Below are 20,727 nucleotides of genomic sequence, written 5' to 3' on the forward strand. Positions count from 1 at the left end.
TTAATTGTTTTAGGTATTAAACGCTGTACCAAGAATTACTCCATATATAACTATATAGTACTCGAAGTGGATATTGTCATTATGCCGACATTAACGAAAATTGCCTGGATAAAGCCGGGTATGGCTACAAATCAGCGAAAAATAGCAGACTACATTTTAGATAATCCAGAGAAAACAATCACTTTATCGTCACAGCAACTTGCTGAAACAATGGGTGTGAGTCAATCTGCTATTGTTAAATTTAGTCAAAAAATAGGATTCAAAGGCTTTCCTTCTTTGAAACTCGCCATTAGTGAAGAGCTAGGTCGAAAGAACGCGAATTCAGGAGCAAATCCGAGCCTATTACATAATCAAATAGGCTCGGAAGATAGTTTAGTAGTTATTGCACAGAAACTTGCTCAAGAGAAAAATAATTCAATTTGCGATACGACTCGCCAAATTAACTACCTTCATTTTGAAAAGGTGATCCAGCTTATTGATGAAGCTCAACGAGTTCAGATTATTGGTATTGGTGGTTCAGGGCTAGTTGCTAGAGACTTAAGCTATAAATTACAGAAAATAGGAATAACCACGCTGATTGAAACAGATCATCATGTTCAGATATCTGTTGCCCAAATGTTAAGTTCAAAGGATTTACAGATAGTCATTTCTTATAGTGGCAAAAGAAAAGACATGTTAGTTGCAGCCTCTGTGGCTAAAAAACAAGGGGCAAAAATCATTGCTATTACAGGAGAAAAACACTCTCCATTAGGAAGGATTTCTGATTATATATTAGAAACAATTGCGGATGAAGGTGAGTGGAGAAGCGCTTCAATTTCTTCACGTACAGCACAAAACACGATCACTGACCTTATTTTTATGGCGTTATTAAAGAAACGAGATGAGTGTGCGAAGACATTAGTGCTAAGTTCACAGGCATTAATTAATAGCCTGGATAATTAAAAATTTTGAACTGATTCAAAAAACTAATATTTAAATGTAGGTATTTCCACTTATTACTAAAGTTATTCTCCTAACGGCCGAAACGATAGTTATTTAGGCAGTCTTTTTTTGTTGAGATGTTTTAATTTCAATGTCGAGGAGAGTAACTAATGCGTAACAATCAACCGGTGACACAGCGAGAATACCCGGTATCTGAAAACGCAACACTGATGTCGACGACAGATCTTGATGGCAATATTATTTATGCCAACGAGGACTTTGTCGAAGCCAGTGGGTTTTCAGTGGAAGAACTTGTGGGGCAACCCCACAATATTGTCCGACATCCAGATATACCTTCAGAAGTCTTTAAGGATATGTGGAGGACGTTAAAGCAAGGCGAAATTTGGACCGGGATCGTGAAGAATCGTCGTAAAAATGGGGATCACTATTGGGTAAGAGCGAATATCACTCCTATTATACGTCAGGGTAAGATTCAAAGTTTTATGTCAGTAAGGACTGCTGCAAAAAAAGAGGAAATAGCACAAGCCTCAGCACTTTACGCCGCATTTAATCAGGGTAAGTATCCTTCACACACGTTTTTAAAAGGCGCTTTTGTTTATAAAGGGTGGCAACGTTGGCGCTCATGGAATCAAACAATTTCATTAAAAAAACGGCTCCGTCTTTTTATTCTCTTACCCCTACCTTTTATGTTGTTAAGTGCATGGTTTGCTGGTTTGTCGGGTTATGCTCTTTTTATGCATATCGCGATTTTACTGGTATTACTGATGGTAAATGAACGTATTCTCTATTTTCAGATTGTTAAGCCCATTAGGCTACTTAATAAGCAAGCGAATCGTGTTGCAACAGGCGATGAACATAACGTTACATATATAAATCGCATCGATGAAGTGGGTATGACACAGCGTTCAGTTAATCAATTAGGACGCATGTTCCGTTGGTTAGTCAGTGATGTGAGTCATCAAATTCATCAAGTAGATATCTCTTGTGATCAATTAGCCGCAGGTAATCGCGATCTGTATGTAAGAACAGAGCAAACCGCCAGCAATGTTGAAGCAACCGCCTCAACGATGAATGAATTAACGACGGCGGTAAGCAGTAATAGTGAAACGGCAGGACAGGCAAACAACCTTTCTAATATTACTTGTGAGGCAGCGATAAAAGGAGGTGGTGCAATGGATAATATCGTCAATACGATGAATGATATTGCGAAGAGCTCTGATCGCATTAGTAATATCATTGGTGTTATTGATAGCATTGCCTTCCAAACTAATATCCTTGCACTAAACGCATCCGTAGAAGCCGCCAGAGCAGGTGAACAAGGTCGAGGTTTCTCGGTGGTTGCAACAGAAGTAAGGGAGCTAGCACAGCGCAGTGCTGAAGCGGCGAAAGAGATCAAAACATTGATCAGTGCTTCAAGTAGCAATATCAAAGTTGGCTCAAAGCAAGTCAATGAAACCGTCGAAACAATGGAAGATATTGTGGTACATGTTAAAAATGTGACTGATTTAATTGGTGAAATTAGTCTTGCATCATCAGAACAGAGTGCAGGTTTAAAAGAGCTTGGTCGCGCTGTTGAAAAATTGGAATCGATTACGCATGAAAATGCGAATTATGTTTCTAAAGCATCAATGATTTCAGGTGAAATGAAAGTACAAACTAATTACTTAGTTAGTGCAATCAATGTATTTCATTAATTTGTCATTATTTAAGAAGTAAAAGAAAAAGACACCTACTAAAAATAGGTGTCTTTGTGTTTATCTAAATCATGTTTTTATCATGATCAAATCAATGAATTAAAAGCTTGTCCAATCATCATCTTCACCGTCATTTACAGTCGTTGTTCCTTTTGCCAGTTTTCTCTCTTTCAGGTCATCTTTGACTGTATTTTTTATCTTCTCATCTTTTGTATGCAATGATTTTTCAGATGAGAATTGTTTTTCTATTACTTTGTGTTGTGCCTTTTTATTAAATTGTTCACTTTCAGCCGTTTTAAACTGCTCAACAATTTGTTCAAGATTACCCGCCTCTTCAGTCAATAAGCTGGCAACAGCAGAAGATTGTTCAACCATAGTGGCATTTTGCTGTGTGGCTTTATCCATTTCAGTGACTGCAAGAGAGACTTGAGTGATACCTCGAGTTTGCTCTTCTGATGCAGATAAAATTTCTGTCATTGAATCTTCAACATGTTTTACAGATGTCAGTATTTCGCCCATAGAAATACTAACTTGTTCAACGAGATCATTACCATGGCGAACACGGCTAATAGAGGCATCAATTAACTCTTTTATTTCCTTTGCAGCTTCGGCACTACGTTGTGCCAATTCTCTTACTTCGGTGGCAACGACTGAGAATCCTCGACCTTGTTCACCCGCTCTTGCGGCTTCAACTGCAGCATTTAACGAGAGAATATTGGTTTGGAAAGCGATGCTATTGATAACGGCAGTGATTTCACCAATTTTTTGTGAGCTATCGGCAATATCAGTCATCGTTTTCACCATTCTATTGGTGACATCGCCCCCTTTGCTGGCAATATTGGAAGTCTGACTGATAAGGTGTGAAACTTCACGAGCACTTTCTGTATTATTTCTCACTGTTGCTGTGAGTTGCTCCATACTTGATGCGGTTTCTTCTAATGCGCTCGCTTGCTCTTCGGTACGACAAGAAAGATCGGTATTCCCTGCAGATAATTCTTGAACGCCTGTATAAATATGATGGCTTGTTCCTCGGATCGCATTCACAATTAATGACAGTTCAGTACGCATATATTGAATACCTGTTATTAATTGGTCGATTTCATTATTTCCTTTCGCTGTGACGTCTTTATTTTCTAATAAGTTTCCTTGTGAAATTTCCGACATATAATCGACAATTTGATTGATACGTAAAACAATATTTCGACGTATCCAAAGTACAACAAGGACAGTAAAAAGAATAAAAACAAACATAAAGACAAAAGCTAAAACCAAGGTACGTTCATAATTACCTTGAGCTGCTTTTATTGCATGAGTAACAACGTTATCACTGAGATAATCTGTTGCTTCATAAAGGGATTGAGTAAAGCGCTCATTGGTATTATGTGCATAAAGAGATTGAAAACCGTAGTAATCACGAATTTCTAAACACGATACAAGTTGGTCAAGATCGTAAAGCACACGGTTAAAGAGTTTTTTCATGCTCTCTATTTTTTCGGGATCAAAATTTGCTTCTTCGGTAGCAGTGAAGTATGCAGTTATAATACGTGTAACTTCTTGTTTTCTTTTGGGATAAGAGGAAATGAAATCAGAAATTTTATTTTCTGCAATATCAGGTGTGAGATGAGCTTCAAACATAACATTTAGCATATCTTCACGTAATTTATTTAATTCAGCATAACCATAATCCATCGTTTTTATCTGTTCAAAGCCATTCGCTAATTGTGAGATCCGCTTATTTGTTAAACTCGCATCACGGATACTCATTGCACCAGAAAAAAGTTGAATGGCGCAAAACAGTATTAAGATAAACATTAAGCCATTAGATATTTTTATTCGTTTCAGCATAGCCTTACCTATTTAATTGGTTTGTAGGACACACAGCAAGGAGCGATAACTATTTATCAATTAAACTTATTCGGCTAGATATTTAAAAACTTTACCTTTTCTACTCTTTTTGATAGTAAAGACGACTTATATTTCTTTTTTTAGCTTTAATTGCCAGCTAATGACTAAAATTTTCTAATGATTAATAGAAAAATCTATAAGTATATTAGCTTACTTATTTTTTGTGTTAATTGTTAATTTATAAATTTAAATAATCTTTTGTTGAATATTAAAGCGATAATAAGCAGTATTTTATTTTTATTTATCTTTTTATCTTATGATAAGACAAATAAAATTATCGCTTTCATAAACACTCTTAATTTTTCTTAAAAAATGTGTTTATTTCGTATAAAAAATGGTCTTTTTTTTGTGTTTATGTGCGGTGAGATTAGAAATACTCCCAGAAAAAGCACTGGGAGTATGGTAGGTAGAGGTTTTGTTATATGTTCTGGACTATTTTCTACACAGCTATCTTTCACATCATAGTGTGAGAGATATTATTAAAAGCTTTCCCAATTATCGTCAGTTTCATGATTATTGGTTTTGATTGTTGGTGTTTTAAGTGTTTCTGAGTCTTGTGATTTAGCTGAAAATGCAGGCAACTTAGTTTTAGTTGGCGCAACTTTTTCGTGCTCCACTTTGAATGTATTCACAATCGTATCCAACATACTTGCTTGTTCACTTAATGTGGCAGAAGCAGCCGTTGATTGCTCAACCATCGCCGCATTTTGCTGAGTGGCTTTATCCATTTCATTAACAGCAAGGCTGATCTGTGCAATACCACGGGTTTGCTCTTCTGATGCAGATAAAATTTCTTTCATCGAACCCGAAACATGATTAACAGATGTGACAATCTCACCCATTGATAAACTTACTTGTTCGACAAGATCATTACCTTGTCTAACACGTAATATTGTTGATTCAATCAGCTCTTTGATCTCTTTCGCCGCTTCTGCACTACGCTGTGCTAAATTACGAACTTCACTTGCAACCACAGAGAAACCACGGCCTTGTTCACCCGCTCTAGCCGCTTCAACGGCAGCGTTTAGGGCTAATATGTTGGTTTGGAAAGCAATATCATCAATAACTGCGGTGATTTCACCAATTTTTTGTGAGCGATCGGCAATGTCTGTCATTGTCATTACCATCTTATTACTATGCTCACCACCTTGAACGGCAATATCAGCAGTACTCATAACAAGCTCTGTGACTTCACGAGCGCTTTCTGTGTTGTTACGAATAGTTGCGGTCATCTGCTCCATGCTGGATGCCGTTTCTTCTAATGCACTGGCTTGCTCTTCCGTTCTGCTAGATAAATCATTATTACCCGCAGCAATCTCTTGTACGCCAGTGTAAATGGTTGCACTAGTATTTCGAATAGAGCTTACCATCTCTTTTAATTGAGCACGCATTTGCTGTAAGCCGAGCATGAGTTGATCAATTTCAGTCTTACCTGAAACATCGCTATCAATACGACTGACTAAATCACCTTTAGCAATTGCCTCTTGATAGATGATCATTTGGTTAATGCGCACAATGATGTATTTGCGGATCCAAATAAGCACTAAGGTGGTAAAGATGAGGAAGATACCCATAAAGAGTGATGCTATCCACAACATGCTGTGGTAGTTATCTTCTGCTTCAATCACTGAAGGATTCACGACTTCATCGGTAATAAAGTCCGTGGCTTCATACAATGAATTCGTGAAGTTAGTGTTTGCTGGGCTTTTTAAAATTAAACGAACTGCGTTAGTGTTGCGTTCACTTAAATATTGCGCCAGTAAATCAAGATCAGCTCGGCTCTTTTGATAGAGCTGTTTGATCTGAGCCATACGTTGCTGATCGAAACCTGTTTGCGCAGATAGCTCAACATACTCATTCATCAATGCATCAACTTGCGCTTTACGTGCAGGCATGGTTTGCATAAATGTGGTGATGTTCGCATCCTCAGCTTGAGGATTTGAAATATAACTAAATGCTTGTGCAATAATATCAGTACGTAATGTGTTCAACTCCGCATAGGTATTATCCATTGTGCGTAGTTGATCGAAACTGTATGAAATTTTTTTAAGAGTATTTTGAGTCTGGTAGGCATCGTGAATGCTTTGTACTCCAGAAATGATCTGAATAATACAAAACAGAGTCAGGACACACATTAAACCTTGAGAGATTTTAATTCGTTTTAACATAACCCTACCTATTAGCTTTGCCTTTTCGTTGGTAAGTGGGAGGTCCACTTAGCAGAATGATTAATTCGGCTGGAATGTTAAAAACTTTAGCGTGAAAGAATTTATTTCCCTTACTTAATATAAATAGGTAGAAAATAAACGTTAGATGGTTATTTTTATTGGGTTATTGCTAGATAGGGTGAGATTATGTTTTGTGTAAATAGTGCTATTGTAAAATGATATAAATACCGTAAGTGAAATGAATTGTATAAATTTTCAGAATGAATTGAAGGGCGAAAATAAAGGAACTATTTCACTTAAAATAGTTCCTTTTTTAATGAATTGCGTTGTATTACTGGGCTTCAAATGTGTTTGTCATTTCTTCCAGTGTTTCTTGTAACTCCATCCACTCCATTTCCACTTCTTCTAGTGCAGATTTCGTAACACCTTGTCGGCTTAAGCAATCAGAAAGCTCATTTTTACGGCTAGTATCATAAATGCCACTATCAGAAAGAGCAGTTTCGATATCACTAAGCTCTTGGCTTAATTTATCCATCTTGCTTTCTAATGTTGTGAGTTTCTTGCGTAGAGGCTGGGTTTGTTGTCTAAACTCCGCTTCTTTGCGTTTTTGCTCTTTTTTATCTTGAGCGCTTAAATTGGTGCTTGTCGTGGTATTGTCGTTATCTTGTTGGCTCTTATTTGCTTGTGTCTCTTGACGATTTTGATCAACTAACCACTGTTGGTAATCATCAAGATCACCATCAAATGGCTCAACTTGACCATCGTGTACCAGATAGAGATCGTCAGTGGTCGAGCGTAATAAATGCCTATCATGCGATACGACAACAATTGCCCCTTCAAAGCTAATTAAAGCTTGAGTGAGTGCTTGGCGCATATCTAGATCAAGGTGGTTTGTTGGTTCATCCATTAATAGCAAGTTAGGGCGTTGCCAAACTAAAAGTGATAAGACCAAACGCGCCTTTTCACCCCCAGAGAATTGACCACAAGCATCTGTGACTTTATCGCCATGAAAGCCGAAACCACCCAAGTAATCACGTAATTTTTGTTCAGTTTCTTTAGGTGCTAAACGAGTTAAATGTTGTAGTGCCGATTCATCTGAGCGCAAAAACTCTAATTGATGCTGGGCAAAATAACCAAGCTTAATACCTTTAGAAAGTGCCAATTTCCCCTGTAACGGTTCAATTTCCCCTGCAAGTAATTTAATCAGTGTCGATTTACCCGCACCATTGCGTCCTAATAATCCAATACGCGAGCCGGGAACTAAATTGAGTTTGATATCATTAAGAATAACTTTTTCACCATAACCCGCGCTGACTTTCTCCATTGATAAAAGTGGATTAGGCAAGCTTTCAGGTTGGCGGAAGCTAAAATGGAATGGGTTATCTGAATGCGCAGGAGCAACCTTTTCCATTCGCTCAAGCATTTTGACACGGCTTTGAGCTTGTTTGGCTTTTGTCGCTTTCGCTTTAAATCTATCTATGAAGCTCTGTAAGTGTGCAATTTTGGCTTGTTGATTTTCAAACAGAGCTTGCTGTTGTGCGAGTTTGGTTGCACGTTGCATTTCAAACGAAGAGTAGTTACCTGAATATTCAAAGATTTTTTCTTGCTCGATATGCAAGATTTTATCTACGATAGGATCAAGAAAATCACGGTCATGGGAAATTAAAATAAGCGTGCCTGTGTAGCTTTTTAGCCATTTTTCTAGCCAAATAACGGCATCTAAATCTAAGTGGTTGGTTGGTTCATCGAGTAGCAGTAAATCAGAGCGACAAATCAGCGCTTGTGCCAAGTTTAAACGCATTCTCCAGCCACCTGAAAATGATTTTACAGGTTCATTAAGCTGTTGTTGGCTAAAACCTAAACCATTCAGTAAAGTTGCTGCACGAGATTGTATCGTCCATGCATTAATCGCATCTAATTGCCCGTGGATCAGAGCGATAGCATGGCCGTCATTTATTTCGTTCGCTTTTTGTAATCGTTGCTCTAACTGGCGATATTCTCTATCACCATCAATAACATAATCAATAGCAGGTACATCAAGCGCAGGTGTTTCTTGGTTAACCCATGCCATTGACCATGTACTAGGATAGGTGACATTGCCTGCTTCAGCTTGCAGCTCACCTTTCAATAAAGAAAGCAATGTGGTTTTGCCACAGCCATTTTTACCGACTAGACCAATCTTTTGCCCTGGATTAATGGTTGCACTGGCATTGTCCAGTAACACTCTGACACCACGGCGAATTTGCAAAGAAGAAAAAACAATCATAAATATCGTCTATTAAGAGTATGTAAATTAATATATAGAGTAAGTTGTTCGTAACAGTTGGTCACAATGCGTGCATGGTAACGGAAAAAACAGTTTCTGACACGTTTTGTAAGGAGGAATGATGTCAAACGCATCAAATGTATTACTGGTGTATGTTCATCCCGAGCCGCGCCAATCAGTCGCCAATAAAGCGTTATTAAAAGCGGTGAGGGATTTAGAGAATATAACTATCCATGATTTATATGCTACTTATCCTGATTTTTTTATTGATATACACCATGAACAATCCTTGTTGTGTAAGCATCAAGTGATTGTTTTTCAATTTCCATTGCAAACATATAGTTGCCCTGCGTTATTAAAAGAGTGGCAAGACAGAGTGTTAACTCGTCCATTTGCTAACAAAGCAGGTAGAGCGCAATTAAAGGGTAAGTCATTTCGTTGTGTTATTACAACGGGAGAGCCTGAACAGGCTTATCAACATAATGGGAAGAATCACTACACACTGACAGAATTATTACGTCCTTTTGAATTAATGGCAGAAATGTGTGGTATGCGCTGGCTATCACCAATGATTGTGTATTCAGCAAGACAACAATCTAAAACAACATTAACTCATATCGGCGAAGCTTATCGCCATTGGTTAAGTGCGCCACTTGAAGGGGAGCAAGCCTAATGGAAGATAATTGGATGATCAAAGCTGTGCTCTTTTTCTTGTGTGCTGCCGTGATTATGGTGCCGATTGCACAACGCCTTAAAATTGGTGCAGTACTCGGCTATTTGATTGCAGGTATTGCCATTGGTCCTTGGGGATTAGGGCTGTTTAAAGATGTTGATAACATCTTACACTTTGCTGAATTAGGCGTGGTCTTTTTAATGTTTCTTATTGGTTTGGAATTAAATCCAGCCAAATTATGGGAATTGAGACGTGCCATTTTTGGTGTTGGTTCAATGCAGGTGGTATTAACGGCTTCTATTTTTTCAGGGCTCATTCTCGTTTTTACTTCTTTTTCATGGCAGGCAGCTGTTATTGGAGGCTTAGGTATTGCGATGTCTTCTACGGCGATGGCATTGCAACTTATGAACGAGAAAGGGATGAATCATAATGAAGGCGGACAATTAGGTTTTGCTGTTTTACTTTTCCAAGATATGGCAGTTATTCCTATCCTTGCTGTTATCCCTTTGTTAGCTGGAGAAACGGCAAGCAGTGATTGGTATCGCATTGGCGTGAAAGTGGCAGCTTTTGCTGGATTGCTGATTTGTGGTCGTTATTTATTACGTCCACTCTTGCGCTTAGTGGTGAAATCGGGAGTAAGAGAAGTTTTTACTGCCGCAGCGCTGCTTGTTGTGTTAGGTGCTGCTATTTTTATGGAAACCCTTGGTTTTTCAATGGCGATGGGAACCTTTATTGCGGGTGTGTTATTGGCAGACTCAGAGTATCGACACGAATTAGAGATCTCTATTGAGCCTTTTAAAGGTCTACTTTTAGGACTCTTTTTTATCTCTGTCGGCATGTCTTTAGATATCGGTATCTTATGGCGGTATCTTCCACAAGTATTATTGGGTGTCTTAGTTCTGGTTATTGTAAAAGCATTGATACTTTATAGTATCGCTTGGTTAGCCAGACTGCGTTTTTCCACACGATTACAATTCTCAGCTGTGTTAAGCCAAGGCGGGGAATTTGCGTTTGTTGTTTTCTCGACATCGATGGCTATGGGCGTATTAGATAGTCAGCAAATGGCGTTATTGTTGGTTGTTGTCACACTTTCTATGATGACAACGCCTCTTGTGATGCAAATGACAGACGCTGTGTTTGCTCGTCGTTATAATGACGCTAAAACGGACGAACAGCCCTTTGTTGAAAATAACCACCCAGAGGTCATCCTTGTCGGATTTGGTCGAATGGGACAGGTTGTAGGGCGCTTGTTAATGGCGAATAAGATTAACGTCACGGTATTAGAGCATGATGTTGGAAGCATAAGCACCATGCGTAAATATGGCTATAAAGTTTATTACGGTGATGCCACTGATCTCAATTTATTGCGCGCAGCTGGTGCTGAACATGCTAAAACTATTGTTATCACCAGTAATGAACCTGAAGCAACGATGGAAATTGTTCATCTCTGTCAGCATCACTTCCCTAATTTGCATATTATTGCAAGGGCAAGAGGGCGTGTTGAAGCTCATGAGTTGCTCAAAGCGGGTGTGACAGATTTTAGCCGTGAAACATTTTCGAGTGCTTTAGAATTAGGGCGTAAAACGTTGATTGAATTAGGAATGCATCCTCATCAAGCTTATCGAGCACAACAGCATTTTCGTCGTCTGGATATCAACTTATTGAGAAAGCTGGTGGATGAATCACCTGAAGAAGTTTCTAACGTTTCACGAGTAAAAGAAGCGAGACGGGAACTTGAGGAGTTATTTAGTGAAGAAATTCGTCAAGAGCACCATCAGCCTGATATTTGGGATGAATCTTTAACAGAAGACATTCCTCAAATACATAAAGAAAAAAAATCTATTGATAAATAGGAGAACTGACCCCATGTCTGCAACCCGTAAACGCTTTATCGCAGGAGCTGTGTGTCCACACTGTCAAGCTCAAGATACACTCAAAATGTGGCGTGAAGATAAAGTGGATATTGTGGAATGTGCGAAATGTGGCCATCAGCAACGGCAAACAGAGGGTGAAGTTAATTCTCTTGTTCGTGAAAATGAGCAGGTCATTGGGATCTTTACACCACAATAATTGTAGGTTTTTTGATATAACCCGATACAGAAGATTTATTTTTCGTTACAATCGGGAAAATTTTGCCCACGGGTATGTAGGAGATGTCATGAAAGTAGCAAACGACTTGGTAGTTAGTCTGGCTTATCAAGTAAGATCAGAAGACGGTGTTTTAGTTGATGAGTCCACGGTGAGCGCACCGTTAGACTATCTGCATGGCCGTGGTTCTTTAATCAGTGGTTTAGAAAATGCATTAACAGGTCGCGAAGTCGGTGAAAAATTCGACGTAGAAGTGGCTTCTGATGATGCATATGGTCAATACGACGAAAACTTAGTTCAACGCGTACCAAAAGATGTTTTTGTTGGTGTTGATGAGTTAGAAGTTGGCATGCGTTTTCTTGCTGATACCGATCAAGGTCCAGTACCAGTAGAAATTACAGGTATTGAAGGTGACGAAGTTATCGTTGATGGTAACCACATGTTAGCGGGTCAAAACCTGAAGTTTCATGTTGAAATCGTTGCAATTCGTGAAGCGACTGAAGAAGAATTAGCTCACGGTCACGTACACGGTGAAGAAGAAGAGCACGAATGTTGTGGTGGCCACGGTCACGGTGAAGAAGGCGGATGCTGTGGCGGTGGTCACGGTCATGGTCATTCACACGGTGAAGAAGGTGGATGCTGTGGTGGCGAAGGTCATGGTCACGGTGGTCACGGCCACGGTCATGGCGGTTGTGGTTGCCAGCACTAATCTTTCGTTGAAAAGATCAAAAGGAGCGTTTAAACGCTCCTTTTTTGTTTTCGGTTTTGATATCAATAACAAACGAGAACTTAGTAGTGAGGTGGAGGCGTTTCGTCCTCAGGTCTAGCAAGTATTGAAGTTTGAGAGTTTTTTAGGCGCTCAGAAACAATTTTTAAGGCTTCTTTAAAGCGGCTAATTTCAATTTGCTGCTGTGTGACCACTTGGTTTAATTCTTCAATAGTCGCATCTTGGAAAGCAACTTTGCTTTCTAATTGAATGAGCAATCGCTCTACTTCCTTAATATCCATTGTGTTTTTCCTCCTTTAAAATGTCCTATTACGACGAATATGATGAACAAACTCGCGAAATTTAATCTTATTTACTGATATATACACAGGAAGACATAAATCTGGTTTGAGATAAAAGACTATTTTGCTAATGTGATAGCACTCTGTGCTGACAAAAATCCTAACATTAACTGTTAAGAGTGTCGGCAAATTTTTTAAATTCATATAAAATTGCTACCCGCGGATGAGATCTATACCGCAACGACAGCAAGATGTGATGCAAAACGTTTAAGCAAAGATCTATGATGATCGTTTGCAAAACGTAGCGACTCACTAACATATACTGGAGAATGGGATGAAATCTTTATTAAAAACGACGTTGCTGGCAACCAGTTTAGCTTTCGCATTCAGTGCACCTCATGCATTCGCTGAAGAAGCTACAGCTAAAGTGCCAACATTAAATAGCGCATTTAAAACTCAAAATGAGCAAAATGCCTATGCGTTAGGCGCGTCGATGGGTCGCTATATGGAAGCTGCATTACAAGAACAAAAAAATATTGGTATTACTTTAGATTCTAAACAACTGTTAGCCGGTGTTCAGGATGCATTTAATAGCAAATCAAAATTATCAGACGCTGAAATTGAATTAACATTAGCGGCTTTTGAAGATCAAGTCCGTACTGCTGCAACAGCAAAAATGGAAAAAGAAGCGACTGAGAACAAAACTGCGGGTGATAAATTCCGTACAGAGTTTGCCGCTGAGAAAGGTGTAGTAAAAACTAAATCAGGTCTACTGTATTTAGTTGAAAACCCAGGTAAAGGCAAAACACCAACAGATGCTGATCGTGTTACTGTAAACTACAAAGGCATGCTGATTGATGGTAAACAATTTGATAGCTCTTATGATCGTAACGAACCTCTGACAATCAGCCTGAAAAGCGTTATTCCTGGCTGGACTGAAGGTATGAAGTACATCAAAGAAGGCGGTAAAATCAAGTTAGTTATTCCACCAGAATTAGGCTACGGACAACGTGCAACAAGTGGTATTCCTGCTAACTCAACATTAGTATTTGAAGTTGAATTACTGAGTGTTGAAAGCGATAAGTAATTTATTTATCTCTAAATATCACTAAAAAAATGCTGACATTAATGTCAGCATTTTTATTTCTAATGTATAGCTCATTATTTGTTTCTTAACACATAGCGTTAATCCACAGTCTCTTCAACAATAATGGCTTTGGGCTTTTTGAAAACAAACAGCAAGCCCACAATGATTGCGCCCATCCCAGCCAAACTTAGCCAAGACATCTCGTTACCTAAGAAGATGTAATCCATTAATGCGGTCACGCCAGGTACTAAATAAAATAAGCTAGTGACGTTAACTAAATTACCCGTCGTGAGTAGGCGGTATAGTAGCAACTGAGCAACAACAGAAATGATCACCGCAAGCCAAAGTACAGGAATGATAAAACCAATGTCGAATGAAGCATGAAAAGGCTGGAAGGGGACAAATAATAAACACAACACAAGGCTAACAACATATTGTAGCGGTAAGGCATCCATCGGCGCTAATTGCAGTTTTTTCTGTGAGATTGCACCAAAGCTCATGCAAAGTAGTGCGACTAACGCATAAATCATTCCCGTCAATGAGAGTGCCGTATTAAATAAACTTTGGGCAACCACTAACACTAATCCAGCCAAGGCGATTAAAAGCCCTAATAGTCGTGTCGCTGTAAAATTACGTTCTATGATCCATAATGTAATAATCGGCTGAACGCCCATAATTGTGGCTAACATTCCCGGTGTAATGCTATTAGCGAGCGCTAAAAGATAACAGATAGAATAACCACCAATGATAAGTAAACCGACCCATGCTGTTTTTAAACGACTTCCTTTCGGTGGCAAAAAGCGATGGCGCTGAATACATAAAAAAGAGAGAAACGCTAAAGCGATAATAAAACGCCAAGTTAAAATTGCAAATGAGCTACCATTATCTAATCCCCAGCGAGAAAAGATAGCGCCACTACTCCACAATAAAACGAATAACGTTGTTGGGCCGAATTTTGCCCAATATTGACGTAAGTACATGATGATATACCTGTAAAATAAGCAATAAGAGAGCTTGATTATTTTTAATGATTATTAGCTAATTGATAAAATATCAATGAATAAACGTAAGCAACATATCACTATATAAGTGGTGATTAAGTCCGTTCTTAAGCTAAGTAAATAAATCAAGCAACGCGAGTTGCAACAACAACCGTTGTATTGACTACAACCACTTTCACAGGCGGAGGTGGTGAAGAGAGAATCTCAATAGGTATAGAAGCAACAGAAATTAATCCTATTATTGATGAAGTTTGCTGAGATTGGCATATCATCAGTGTATTCATAGGATTAATCGCTCGTTAAAATAACAATAATTTGGAATATAGGTAATCTATTCAGTAGTGTCAATCTTTACCCTGCCCACTCCGAAAAAGGAAAATTTTCAAAAATAAAGGTGGGAATAAGTCCAAAAGATAAAGAAAAATGAAAAAAGCTGTGACCTATCACAAAGCTCTTATTCTAAGTCACTTGACGTAGATCTTCTGGCGATCTAACGTCAGAATCGTTCTTAATTCTGTTTTTATATTTAAATTTTTTTAATATTGAATTGATCCGCAATGACGAATCGTTATAAAAAATAGAACCTCAAGTCATTATCATAATTAAAGCCTTTAAGGATTATATAATCAAATGTCTAGCCCGTTATTTAATGGTGACAGCAGCGAGTTTGAAAAACTAGATAGCCGACCTTTTACTCAAACTGATCACGAAATACTAAAGTCCTATGAAGCAGCTGTGGATGGTTTGGCAATGCTCATCGGCAATCATTGCGAAATCGTATTGCACTCTCTGGAAGATTTGAAATGTTCAGCGGTTAAAATCGCGAATGGAGAACATACTGGTCGTAAGATTGGTTCTCCAATTACCGATTTGGCATTACAAATGTTACATGACATCACAGATGAAGATTCAAGTTTTTCAAAGGCTTATTTTACTAGAGCAAAAAGTGGTGCATTGATGAAGTCAATCACGATTGCTATTCGTAATCGTGAACGTCGTGTCATTGGTTTATTGTGTATTAATATGAACCTTGATGTTCCATTCTCTGAAATAATCAAAACCTTTATTCCTGAAGAAACACATGAAGTTGCATCCGATGTTAACTTTGCCTCATCTGTCGATGATTTAGTGGCTCAAACATTAGAGTTTACGATTGAAGAAGTAAATAATGATCGTGAAGTTGCGAATAATGCCAAGAATAAACAAGTGGTGTTAAGCCTTTATGAGAAAGGTATTTTTGATATTAAAGATGCCATCAATCAGGTTGCAGATCGCTTAAATATCTCAAAACATACTGTGTATCTCTATATTCGCCAGTTTAAAAATGGAGAATAAGGCAACATTATGAGTTCCTTGACATATTGTTTAGTGGTTACAGGGCCTCATTACGGAACTGAACAAGCTTCAAGTGCCTATTTGTTCGCAAATGCCCTTCTTGAAAAGGGGCATCAAATTTCACAAATTTTCTTCTATCGAGAAGGTGTTGTGAATGCTAATAAATTGGTATCGCCTGCAAATGATGAATTTGATCTCCCTAAAGCGTGGGTTACATTGGCGAAAGAACATCAAATTCCCTTGCATGTTTGTGTTGCCGCCGCATTGCGTAGAGGAATTATCGATGAGCAGCAGGCAAAAGAGCAGGAAATGGATAGCCATAACATGGCAACTGAATTTGAGTTAAGTGGGTTGGGTTCACTGGCTCAAGCGATGTTAACCTGTTCCCGTGTGGTGCAATTTTAATGAAGAAAATGAATTCAATCGCATTCCTTTTTACTCAAGCACCTCATGGTAATAGTGCAGGGCGAGAAGGTTTAGATGCTTTACTCGCAACCTCTGCATTAACAGAAGATATTGGTGTTTTTTTTATCTCTGATGGTGTGTTTCAACTTGTTGAAAATCAACAACCTGAAGGAGTGCTATCACGTCATCATGCTGCAACATTCAAAGTGCTACCCTTGTATGATGTGACAAACGTCTATATATCACAGAAAGACATGGCTCATCGTGGATTATCCTCTCAAACTTCTTTTGTGTTGGATGCACAGGTGATATCCCAAGAAGATATTGCTCAAAAATTGAGTGAATATGATGTGGTATTACGCTTTTAATACAGAAGTTAGTCAGGAAGGTTGAACGGTTATGTTGTATACTTATTCTGTCTCTATTTATCAAAGTGATTTAGAGGCTTTTTTATCTTTATTGACAAAAGAAGATGATGTTTTGTTAATACAAGATGGTGTACTGGCAGTTCTTGAAGACAATCCCTTATTAAAATATTGTCTCCAACAGCAAATTTCAGTTTACGCATTAATTGATGATGTTTTGGCAAGAGGCTTAAAAGATCAAGTATCTCATCACATTAAACTTATCAATTATGGTGATTTTGTCGATTTAACGGTAAAACACCCCCAACAAATTCATTGGGGAGCGTAGAATTGCTGTATAATTCTTGACACATGAGCCCGTCAGCAATAAAATTCTGCGTCCTCATGTTTTGTCTTGTTGACAAGACAGAGTTCAAATCCGTGTTTACGAAGCAAAAACCAGGAGCTTTTTTTAAATGGCAACTATTAACCAGCTGGTGCGCAAATCTCGTAGCTCGAAAGTTGTTAAAAGCAACGTTCCAGCTCTGGAAGCTTGCCCGCAAAAACGTGGCGTATGTACTCGTGTATATACTACCACTCCAAAAAAACCAAACTCAGCACTGCGTAAAGTATGCCGTGTGCGTTTGACTAACGGTTTCGAAGTTTCTTCCTACATCGGTGGTGAAGGCCACAACTTGCAGGAACACTCCGTAATCTTAATCCGTGGTGGTCGTGTTAAAGACTTACCAGGTGTGCGTTACCACACTGTTCGCGGCGCGCTGGACTGTTCCGGTGTTAAAGACCGTAAACAAGCTCGTTCTAAGTACGGTGTGAAGAAGCCAAAGGCTTAATGGTTCTCCGTTAAGTAAGGCCAAACATTTTTTCACCATTAATGTCAAAATAAACTCATTGAGTTTTGGACAACCCTGAATTTAAACGGAGTATTTCCATGCCACGTCGTCGTGTAATTGGTCAACGTAAAATTCTGCCAGATCCTAAGTTCGGATCAGAACTGCTGGCCAAATTTGTAAACATTCTGATGGTAGACGGTAAAAAATCTACTGCAGAATCTATCGTATATAATGCGCTTGAGACCCTGGCTCAGCGTTCAGGCAAAACTGAACTGGAAGCGTTCGAAATCGCATTAGATAACGTACGTCCTACTGTGGAAGTTAAATCCCGCCGTGTTGGTGGTTCAACTTACCAAGTTCCAGTTGAAGTACGCCCAGTTCGTCGTAATGCATTAGCAATGCGTTGGATTGTTGAAGCTGCTCGTAAACGCGGTGATAAATCCATGGCTCTTCGCCTGGCAAATGAATTATCTGATGCGGCTGAAAACAAAGGCGCTGCTGTTAAGAAACGTGAAGACGTTCACCGTATGGCAGATGCAAACAAGGCGTTCGCACACTACCGTTGGTAATCCACGGAGTATCGCAACTCTTTTCAGGACAGCTCTGCTGTCCTTTACCTGAATTGAACGCCCACGAGAGAGGAAAAAATGGCTCGTCAAACCCCCATAGCACGCTACCGTAATATCGGTATCAGTGCGCACATCGATGCCGGTAAAACCACTACAAGTGAACGTATTCTGTTTTATACCGGTGTAAACCATAAAATTGGTGAAACTCACGAAGGTTCAGCAACAATGGACTGGATGGAGCAGGAGCAGGAACGTGGTATTACTATCACATCCGCAGCAACTACTGCATTCTGGTCTGGTATGGCTAAACAGTTTGAGCCTCACCGTGTAAACATCATCGACACCCCGGGACACGTTGACTTCACAATCGAAGTAGAACGTTCTATGCGTGTTCTTGATGGCGCGGTTATGGTTTACTGTGCAGTTGGTGGTGTTCAGCCTCAGTCAGAAACAGTATGGCGCCAGGCTAACAAATATCATGTACCACGTATCGCGTTCGTTAACAAAATGGACCGTATGGGTGCAAACTTCCTGCGTGTTGTTGAACAAATCAAAACACGTCTGGCAGCAAACCCAGTTCCACTGCAAATCCCAGTAGGCGCTGAAGAAAATTTCACCGGTGTTGTTGATTTAATTAAAATGAAATCAATCCGTTGGAATGAAGAAGACCAAGGTGTTACCTTCGAATACGAAGACATTCCTGCAAATCTGCAAGATTTAGCTGAAGAATGGCACAACAACCTGGTTGAATCTGCTGCTGAAGCATCAGAAGACCTGATGGACAAATATCTGGGCGGTGAAGAACTGACAGAAGCAGAAATCAAAGCTGCTCTGCGTAAACGCGTTCTAGATAACGAAATTATCCTGGTTACCTGTGGTTCTGCATTTAAGAACAAAGGTGTTCAGGCAATGCTGGATGCGGTAATTGAATACCTGCCAGCACCAACAGATGTTCCTGCTATCAACGGTATGTTACCAGACGGTAAAGATACTCCAGCAGAACGTCATTCAAGCGACGAAGAGCCATTCTCATCTCTGGCATTCAAAATCGCTACTGACCCATTTGTTGGTAACTTAACATTCTTCCGTGTGTACTCTGGTGTTGTAAACTCAGGTGACACAGTTCTGAACCCGGTTAAAGACAAAAAAGAACGTTTTGGCCGTATTGTTCAGATGCATGCTAACAAGCGTGAAGAAATTAAAGAAGTTCGTGCGGGCGACATCGCTGCTGCTATCGGTCTGAAAGACGTAACTACAGGTGATACTTTATGTGCAATTGATGCACCAATCATCTTAGAACGTATGGAATTCCCAGAGCCAGTAATCTCTGTTGCTATCGAACCTAAGACTAAAGCTGACCAAGAAAAAATGGGTATCGCTCTGAACCGTTTGGCTCAGGAAGATCCATCTTTCCGCGTATCAAGCGACGAAGAAACTGGTCAGACTATCATTGCTGGTATGGGTGAACTGCACTTAGACGTGTTAGTTGACCGTATGCGTCGTGAATTTAAAGTTGAAGCGAACGTAGGTAAACCACAGGTTGCTTACCGTGAAACTATTCGTGATACAGTAACTGATATCGAAGGTAAGCACGCGAAACAATCTGGTGGTCGTGGTCAGTACGGTCATGTTGTTATCGACCTGTCTCCATTACCAGCAGGTGGTGAAGAGAACTACGTATTTATCAACGATATCGTTGGTGGTGTAATTCCTAAAGAATTCATCCCAGCTGTTGATAAAGGTATTCAAGAACAGCTGAAATCTGGTCCATTAGCAGGTTATCCTGTTGTGGATATTCAGGCTCGTTTACATTACGGTTCTTACCATGATGTTGACTCCTCAGAAATCGCGTTTAAAATTGCCGCATCAATGGCATTTAAAGACGGCTTCATGAAAGCTAAGCCAATTCTGCTTGAGCCAGTCATGAAAGTTGAGATTGAAACGCCAGAAGATTACATGGGCGACGTTATCGGTGACTTAAACCGTCGTCGTGGTATGGTTGAAGGTATGGACGATCTGCCTACCGGTAAGATCATCCGTGCTCAAGTACCACTGGCTGAGATGTTCGGTTATGCAACTGACCTGCGTTCACAAACTCAGGGTCGTGCTTCTTACTCTATGGAGTTCTTGAAGTACAACGAAGCGCCTAGCAACGTCGCTCAGGCTATTATCGAAGCTCGTAAAGCGAAATAAGATCCTTTCGAGTTCAATTTAGTTTACGCTCCCTCTAATTGAGGGAGCGATATTAAGGAATATAGTCGTGTCTAAAGAAAAATTTGAACGTTCCAAACCGCACGTTAACGTTGGTACTATTGGCCACGTTGACCACGGTAAAACAACTCTGACTGCTGCAATCACTACAGTTTTAGCTAAAACTTACGGTGGTGCTGC

21 protein-coding genes are annotated in these 20,727 nt (G+C 39.5%); 15 read left to right on the forward strand and 6 right to left on the reverse strand.

Annotation, left to right across the window (positions count from 1 at the left end; all coding sequences use genetic code 11):
* Positions 1 to 81: 81 nt before the first annotated feature.
* Together ABN236_RS14900 and ABN236_RS14905 are read left to right on the forward strand one after the other, a co-directional pair.
* On the forward strand, positions 82 to 942 hold the full coding sequence (locus ABN236_RS14900) for an SIS domain-containing protein (RefSeq protein WP_165122195.1): 861 nt from the start codon (positions 82 to 84) through the stop codon (positions 940 to 942).
* A 149-nt stretch (positions 943 to 1,091) separates the two neighbouring features.
* A complete protein-coding gene (locus ABN236_RS14905) occupies positions 1,092 to 2,636 on the forward strand; it encodes a methyl-accepting chemotaxis protein (RefSeq protein WP_349474321.1) in 1,545 nt (514 codons plus the stop codon).
* Between the two features lie 99 nt (positions 2,637 to 2,735).
* Here ABN236_RS14905 and ABN236_RS14910 read toward each other — a convergent pair whose 3' ends face one another.
* The 3 genes from ABN236_RS14910 to ABN236_RS14920 form a co-directional block, all read right to left on the reverse strand.
* Positions 2,736 to 4,481, reverse strand: a complete 1,746-nt coding sequence (locus ABN236_RS14910; protein WP_311755484.1) for a methyl-accepting chemotaxis protein — start codon at positions 4,479 to 4,481, stop codon at positions 2,736 to 2,738.
* Between the two features lie 539 nt (positions 4,482 to 5,020).
* Positions 5,021 to 6,709 carry a methyl-accepting chemotaxis protein gene (locus tag ABN236_RS14915; RefSeq protein WP_088494377.1) on the reverse strand — a complete coding sequence of 563 codons (1,689 nt, stop codon included), beginning with the start codon at positions 6,707 to 6,709 and terminating at the stop codon, positions 5,021 to 5,023.
* Positions 6,710 to 7,040: 331 nt separating this feature from the next.
* The gene (locus tag ABN236_RS14920) at positions 7,041 to 8,975 is read right to left on the reverse strand and encodes an ABC transporter ATP-binding protein (protein ID WP_349474322.1); all 1,935 of its coding nucleotides are present in this window, start codon (positions 8,973 to 8,975) and stop codon (positions 7,041 to 7,043) included.
* A gap of 121 nt (positions 8,976 to 9,096) precedes the next feature.
* Between ABN236_RS14920 and kefG the strand changes: the two genes are divergently transcribed.
* The 4 genes from kefG to slyD all read left to right on the forward strand — a co-directional run bounded on the left by kefG (position 9,097) and on the right by slyD (position 12,445).
* Entirely contained in the window at positions 9,097 to 9,648 is a 552-nt protein-coding gene (gene kefG / locus ABN236_RS14925; RefSeq protein ID WP_088494379.1) for a glutathione-regulated potassium-efflux system ancillary protein KefG, read from the forward strand.
* Positions 9,648 to 11,501 (forward strand): glutathione-regulated potassium-efflux system protein KefB, encoded by a 1,854-nt coding sequence (kefB, locus tag ABN236_RS14930; RefSeq protein ID WP_349474323.1) that lies wholly within the window; start codon positions 9,648 to 9,650, stop codon positions 11,499 to 11,501. The genes kefG and kefB overlap by 1 nt, the downstream gene beginning before the upstream one ends.
* A gap of 13 nt (positions 11,502 to 11,514) precedes the next feature.
* Positions 11,515 to 11,718 carry a YheV family putative zinc ribbon protein gene (locus ABN236_RS14935; protein WP_036914399.1) on the forward strand — a complete coding sequence of 68 codons (204 nt, stop codon included), beginning with the start codon at positions 11,515 to 11,517 and terminating at the stop codon, positions 11,716 to 11,718.
* An 88-nt stretch (positions 11,719 to 11,806) separates the two neighbouring features.
* The gene (gene slyD, locus ABN236_RS14940; RefSeq protein ID WP_072068764.1) at positions 11,807 to 12,445 is read left to right on the forward strand and encodes a peptidylprolyl isomerase; all 639 of its coding nucleotides are present in this window, start codon (positions 11,807 to 11,809) and stop codon (positions 12,443 to 12,445) included.
* Between the two features lie 80 nt (positions 12,446 to 12,525).
* On the opposite strand, the gene ABN236_RS14945 is transcribed toward slyD, so the two are convergent.
* Positions 12,526 to 12,744 (reverse strand): SlyX family protein, encoded by a 219-nt coding sequence (locus ABN236_RS14945; protein WP_023583298.1) that lies wholly within the window; start codon positions 12,742 to 12,744, stop codon positions 12,526 to 12,528.
* A 334-nt stretch (positions 12,745 to 13,078) separates the two neighbouring features.
* Here ABN236_RS14945 and fkpA point away from each other — a divergent pair, with 334 nt between their 5' ends.
* On the forward strand, positions 13,079 to 13,831 hold the full coding sequence (gene fkpA / locus ABN236_RS14950) for an FKBP-type peptidyl-prolyl cis-trans isomerase (protein WP_088494382.1): 753 nt from the start codon (positions 13,079 to 13,081) through the stop codon (positions 13,829 to 13,831).
* 98 nt (positions 13,832 to 13,929) lie between these two features.
* On the opposite strand, the gene ABN236_RS14955 is transcribed toward fkpA, so the two are convergent.
* A complete protein-coding gene (locus ABN236_RS14955) occupies positions 13,930 to 14,811 on the reverse strand; it encodes a DMT family transporter (RefSeq protein WP_349474324.1) in 882 nt (293 codons plus the stop codon).
* 146 nt (positions 14,812 to 14,957) lie between these two features.
* Entirely contained in the window at positions 14,958 to 15,116 is a 159-nt protein-coding gene (locus ABN236_RS14960) for a hypothetical protein (protein ID WP_193775141.1), read from the reverse strand.
* A 346-nt stretch (positions 15,117 to 15,462) separates the two neighbouring features.
* On the opposite strand from ABN236_RS14960, the gene ABN236_RS14965 reads away from it, so the two are divergent.
* From ABN236_RS14965 to ABN236_RS15000, 8 genes are all read left to right on the forward strand, one after another.
* Positions 15,463 to 16,167: a helix-turn-helix transcriptional regulator gene (locus ABN236_RS14965; protein ID WP_023583301.1), complete on the forward strand. Its 705-nt coding sequence runs from the start codon at positions 15,463 to 15,465 to the stop codon at positions 16,165 to 16,167.
* A 9-nt stretch (positions 16,168 to 16,176) separates the two neighbouring features.
* Positions 16,177 to 16,572 (forward strand): sulfurtransferase complex subunit TusD, encoded by a 396-nt coding sequence (tusD, locus tag ABN236_RS14970; RefSeq protein WP_088494384.1) that lies wholly within the window; start codon positions 16,177 to 16,179, stop codon positions 16,570 to 16,572.
* Positions 16,572 to 16,940, forward strand: coding sequence for a sulfurtransferase complex subunit TusC (tusC, locus tag ABN236_RS14975; protein WP_083629137.1), 369 nt, complete (start codon positions 16,572 to 16,574; stop codon positions 16,938 to 16,940). The genes tusD and tusC overlap by 1 nt, the downstream gene beginning before the upstream one ends.
* Before the next feature lie 31 nt (positions 16,941 to 16,971).
* Positions 16,972 to 17,265 carry a sulfurtransferase complex subunit TusB gene (tusB, locus tag ABN236_RS14980; protein WP_098941725.1) on the forward strand — a complete coding sequence of 98 codons (294 nt, stop codon included), beginning with the start codon at positions 16,972 to 16,974 and terminating at the stop codon, positions 17,263 to 17,265.
* A gap of 127 nt (positions 17,266 to 17,392) precedes the next feature.
* On the forward strand, positions 17,393 to 17,767 hold the full coding sequence (gene rpsL / locus ABN236_RS14985) for a 30S ribosomal protein S12 (protein WP_004236497.1): 375 nt from the start codon (positions 17,393 to 17,395) through the stop codon (positions 17,765 to 17,767).
* 98 nt (positions 17,768 to 17,865) lie between these two features.
* Positions 17,866 to 18,336 carry a 30S ribosomal protein S7 gene (gene rpsG, locus ABN236_RS14990; protein WP_004246897.1) on the forward strand — a complete coding sequence of 157 codons (471 nt, stop codon included), beginning with the start codon at positions 17,866 to 17,868 and terminating at the stop codon, positions 18,334 to 18,336.
* A gap of 78 nt (positions 18,337 to 18,414) precedes the next feature.
* A complete protein-coding gene (fusA, locus tag ABN236_RS14995) occupies positions 18,415 to 20,529 on the forward strand; it encodes an elongation factor G (protein ID WP_088494386.1) in 2,115 nt (704 codons plus the stop codon).
* A 67-nt stretch (positions 20,530 to 20,596) separates the two neighbouring features.
* Positions 20,597 to 20,727 (forward strand): GTP-binding protein (locus tag ABN236_RS15000; RefSeq protein WP_349474325.1); only part of this gene is annotated, 131 nt, incomplete at its 3' end.

Source organism: Proteus sp. fly-1013, assembly GCF_040140245.1.
Classification (GTDB): Bacteria; Pseudomonadota; Gammaproteobacteria; order Enterobacterales; family Enterobacteriaceae; genus Proteus; species Proteus mirabilis_B.

Bases quoted from the DNA above. Each gene is read 5' to 3' on its own strand.
- ABN236_RS14900 (WP_165122195.1), top strand. From the start codon at position 82: ATGCCGACATTAACGAAAATTGCCTGGATAAAGCCGGGTATGGCTACA.
- ABN236_RS14905 (WP_349474321.1), top strand. From the start codon at position 1,092: ATGCGTAACAATCAACCGGTGACACAGCGAGAATACCCGGTATCTGAA.
- ABN236_RS14910 (WP_311755484.1), bottom strand. From the start codon at position 4,481: ATGCTGAAACGAATAAAAATATCTAATGGCTTAATGTTTATCTTAATA.
- ABN236_RS14915 (WP_088494377.1), bottom strand. From the start codon at position 6,709: ATGTTAAAACGAATTAAAATCTCTCAAGGTTTAATGTGTGTCCTGACT.
- ABN236_RS14920 (WP_349474322.1), bottom strand. From the start codon at position 8,975: ATGATTGTTTTTTCTTCTTTGCAAATTCGCCGTGGTGTCAGAGTGTTA.
- kefG (WP_088494379.1), top strand. From the start codon at position 9,097: ATGTCAAACGCATCAAATGTATTACTGGTGTATGTTCATCCCGAGCCG.
- kefB (WP_349474323.1), top strand. From the start codon at position 9,648: ATGGAAGATAATTGGATGATCAAAGCTGTGCTCTTTTTCTTGTGTGCT.
- ABN236_RS14935 (WP_036914399.1), top strand. From the start codon at position 11,515: ATGTCTGCAACCCGTAAACGCTTTATCGCAGGAGCTGTGTGTCCACAC.
- slyD (WP_072068764.1), top strand. From the start codon at position 11,807: ATGAAAGTAGCAAACGACTTGGTAGTTAGTCTGGCTTATCAAGTAAGA.
- ABN236_RS14945 (WP_023583298.1), bottom strand. From the start codon at position 12,744: ATGGATATTAAGGAAGTAGAGCGATTGCTCATTCAATTAGAAAGCAAA.
- fkpA (WP_088494382.1), top strand. From the start codon at position 13,079: ATGAAATCTTTATTAAAAACGACGTTGCTGGCAACCAGTTTAGCTTTC.
- ABN236_RS14955 (WP_349474324.1), bottom strand. From the start codon at position 14,811: ATGTACTTACGTCAATATTGGGCAAAATTCGGCCCAACAACGTTATTC.
- ABN236_RS14960 (WP_193775141.1), bottom strand. From the start codon at position 15,116: ATGAATACACTGATGATATGCCAATCTCAGCAAACTTCATCAATAATA.
- ABN236_RS14965 (WP_023583301.1), top strand. From the start codon at position 15,463: ATGTCTAGCCCGTTATTTAATGGTGACAGCAGCGAGTTTGAAAAACTA.
- tusD (WP_088494384.1), top strand. From the start codon at position 16,177: ATGAGTTCCTTGACATATTGTTTAGTGGTTACAGGGCCTCATTACGGA.
- tusC (WP_083629137.1), top strand. From the start codon at position 16,572: ATGAAGAAAATGAATTCAATCGCATTCCTTTTTACTCAAGCACCTCAT.
- tusB (WP_098941725.1), top strand. From the start codon at position 16,972: ATGTTGTATACTTATTCTGTCTCTATTTATCAAAGTGATTTAGAGGCT.
- rpsL (WP_004236497.1), top strand. From the start codon at position 17,393: ATGGCAACTATTAACCAGCTGGTGCGCAAATCTCGTAGCTCGAAAGTT.
- rpsG (WP_004246897.1), top strand. From the start codon at position 17,866: ATGCCACGTCGTCGTGTAATTGGTCAACGTAAAATTCTGCCAGATCCT.
- fusA (WP_088494386.1), top strand. From the start codon at position 18,415: ATGGCTCGTCAAACCCCCATAGCACGCTACCGTAATATCGGTATCAGT.